General features: G+C 61.8%; 3 protein-coding genes. All 3 read right to left on the minus strand.

What is annotated here, in order from left to right:
- Nucleotides 1-438, minus strand: a 438-nt coding sequence (locus tag ABHR76_RS03705) for a Mur ligase family protein (RefSeq protein WP_346976826.1), incomplete at its 3' end; no start/stop codon positions are given.
- Between the two features lie 45 nt (nt 439-483).
- Nucleotides 484-1527: a hypothetical protein gene (locus ABHR76_RS03710; protein ID WP_138111650.1), complete on the minus strand. Its 1044-nt coding sequence runs from the start codon at nt 1525-1527 to the stop codon at nt 484-486.
- On the minus strand, nt 1527-2603 hold the full coding sequence (locus ABHR76_RS03715; RefSeq protein ID WP_346976827.1) for a tetratricopeptide repeat protein: 1077 nt from the start codon (nt 2601-2603) through the stop codon (nt 1527-1529). Before ABHR76_RS03715 ends, ABHR76_RS03710 begins: the two co-directional genes overlap by 1 nt.
- Between the last annotated feature and the right edge of the window lie 339 nt (nt 2604-2942).

Consider the following 2942-nt stretch of genomic DNA (forward strand, 5'->3'; position numbering starts at 1 on the left):
GTCTAGCTGGTCGCGGAACAGGTTGAGTAGCACAAAGTACGTCGGCTTGAGCTTGGGCAGAACGCGTACGGTGTAGAGCTCGTCACACTCAAAAACGCCCACGCGCTTGCCGCTGCTGGTGTGCCTAAGGCCGCCGCGGGCCTCGAGCAGAGCACCCACCACACCAGGTTCCATATTGTTGCCGGCACGGTTGCACACCACGGTAGCACCGCTGGCAGCAACGGCATCGGCGATGAGGTTGGAGGTGGTGGTCTTGCCATTAGTGCCGGTGATCACCACGCTGCGGTCGACCAGGCTCGCGAGGTCGCTTAGCAGCTCGGGGTCGATTTTCATGGCGATGCGGCCGGGAAGCACGCCACCCTGGCGTTTGAGGACAGAGCGCAGTCCCCAGCGAGCGATATCGCTCGAGGTGCAGGCAAGAGATGAGCGGAAGTTCATGAAGCCGTTCCTAACATAGATGACATGGTCGGGGCGATCGCGTCGCTAAAAGCCGTAGCGGCGCGCAAATTCCTGGGCAAGCTGCGATACGTCTTCGCAGGCATTGGCCCAGGGGGCAAAGTCGGGGGTATCCGAGATAATGCCGTCCGCTTCCCAAACGGCCTGGTGCGAAAGATCCCAGGGATCGCGTGGCTCGGGCCGGCAGGGAAGGTACGGCGTCTGGTACATGGGGTTCAGCAAGAAGAACGCGCCGCCCTCGCAGCGGTTAGCAAACTCGCGCAGCGCGCGTGTCGCCGGGCGCATCTTGTTCGTTTTGAACAGCAGAATCGTGCGGGCGAGCAGATACCAAGGAGAGTTCTCGAGTGCGTCTGCCCCGATCTCTTCCTCGAGCTGGTGGGCTAGGGCAAAAAAGCCGTCCTGATCTTCCAGACGAGCGAGGGCGAGCAACACGGTGCCTGCGGCTCGGGTGGGATAGCCTTCTGCCTTAAGGACGCGGCGGGCGTAGTTGGCGGCAGCGCGGTAGCGGGCGCTCGCCATGCACAGCTGCGAGATGGCCTCGAGCGTATGAAGCCACCCGATAAGAGCCGGCTCGCTCACGGTGAGATCGGCCGCCGTCACGCTGTCTGTCAGCACTTTGTTGGCCCAGTAGTGCGGGGCTTCCATGTCGAACCCGGGCACGCTTTGCTGCAGGTAATCGGCCGTGGTCGCCTCGAGCTTCATCAGGTCGCCCAGGCAGGCGTCAACGGGCATGTCGGCCAGGATGATGGCGAGCAGCTGGGCATCGAGGACATGCGCATCGACGCGGACGATCTTGAGCAGTTCATCACGCATATCGTCGAACAGGCGGTTGCGCGTCTGCTCAAACTCCTCGTCGCTGCCCATGTCCTCGATGCGATGGAGCTCGTCGAGCAGGTGGCGATGAACACCGGCATAGGACAGCAGCGCTTGGGCATGCTCGGACTGCGCATACTTTTGAGGATTCGCGCTAATGTCGTTATGGACAAGCTCGCGTGCTGCATCGGTGAGCTCGGGGTGCGACGCCAGATAGGTGCGCTCCAGGTAGGCGGGGATGTAGACGCTCGGATCCATTAGAGGTCCCCTCCCTTAAATGGAAGTCCCTGCTCGGCTGCGCGCAGGATGCGCTCGTCGATCTGGGAACGCACGATATCGTTGGTGGCGACCCAGGCGGCAAAGCTGGCGTTGTCGGGGGCGCCCAGGCCCTCCTGCAGCACCGGCGTCGCCTCGGACAGCGCGAGGACAAGCTCGTCGGTGGAGCCTACGCCTACGTTGACGCGGGCATAGACGCCATCGGGAAACTCGGTTTGGAAGTAGAGTGCCTCGGCTGCGTGCGGACACGAGCGCACAAGGATACGCAGGTAGTGCTCGGCGCCCTCGTAGTCCAGTTCGCGCCAAGCCGTGCTCATCAGCGCGATGAGCGTCCACGGGTCCAGGTCGCGCTCCGCATCTTTGGGACGGCGGCGCAGCGGGGTATTCGCGAGATAGGGTACGGAGTGGGCAGAGCGAAATCGCTTGAGCTCCTCGGCGGGGTATTCGAGCTTTGCCATGGCGAGCATCGCGGTGTGGCGGACGCCGGCGGGATCGTTGGGGGCAAAGTCTAGGCTGCGATTCGCTGCCTCCAACGACATACGATAACGTCCGCTAATGAGGGCGCGCGATGCAAGGGCGGCAAGCCAGCGCAGGTAGGGGCGACGGGTTAGGTCGCCTGCGGCCTCACGCTCGTAGGGGTCCTGCGCCGAGGCGATCTTGAGTGCCAGGTCATGCTCGACTTCATCGCGCTTGGATACCAAGTACTGCACGTACTCTTCGTTGGAGTCGGCGGTGAGGGCCGTCAGCATGCGCTGGGCATCCCAGTTGGTCGGATCGAGTGCGGCGGCCTCGCGAAGCATGTTCTCGGCAGCGGCCTCTTCTTGCTCTGCCTGGGCGTCGTCGGGGATAAAGGGGATGCGGTAGTCGACAGCCTCGACGACCTTGGCGATCAGATGCCCAGCTCGGTCGCGGTCGTGCACGATGAGCGGCGCGGGGTTGCGGGTGAATTGCTCCATTAGACGCTCGACGGCGGGGCCGTCAGTGAGCGGGATATTGTCGCGGCGCAAGGCCTCAAGAACGAGGCGATGGCAATCCTCTTGAATGGGATCGAATGCCATGGGGCCTCCTTTGCTGCAGTTAGGGTTCAAATATCTTTATATAAGGTTCTAGTTTACCCGCATGTGGCACACCGGGGGTGCCGCACTTGGACTTGCACCTTTGCACCACGAAGACGGATGTCGCACAAATGTCGGCACCTTGGACGACCGAGTGGTATCACAGTGCCGTAAACGGTCGATTTTTGGCGGCGAACGGGGCACATTTTGGAGGGGCACAGCCCTGTCCGGGATATGTAGTCAACCCTGATAAAACGTTTGCCCAGCTTGGGAGTATGAATGTCCCACAAGGGTCTTCAGGGATAGAAAAAACGTTTCATCATTGTTGGCTTTAGGTGAATA

Origin of the sequence: Collinsella aerofaciens (assembly GCF_039752985.1) — a bacterium.
GTDB lineage: Bacteria > Actinomycetota > Coriobacteriia > Coriobacteriales > Coriobacteriaceae > Collinsella > Collinsella aerofaciens_BT.

Bases quoted from the DNA above. Each gene is read 5' to 3' on its own strand.
- ABHR76_RS03710 (WP_138111650.1), bottom strand. From the start codon at position 1,527: ATGGATCCGAGCGTCTACATCCCCGCCTACCTGGAGCGCACCTATCTG.
- ABHR76_RS03715 (WP_346976827.1), bottom strand. From the start codon at position 2,603: ATGGCATTCGATCCCATTCAAGAGGATTGCCATCGCCTCGTTCTTGAG.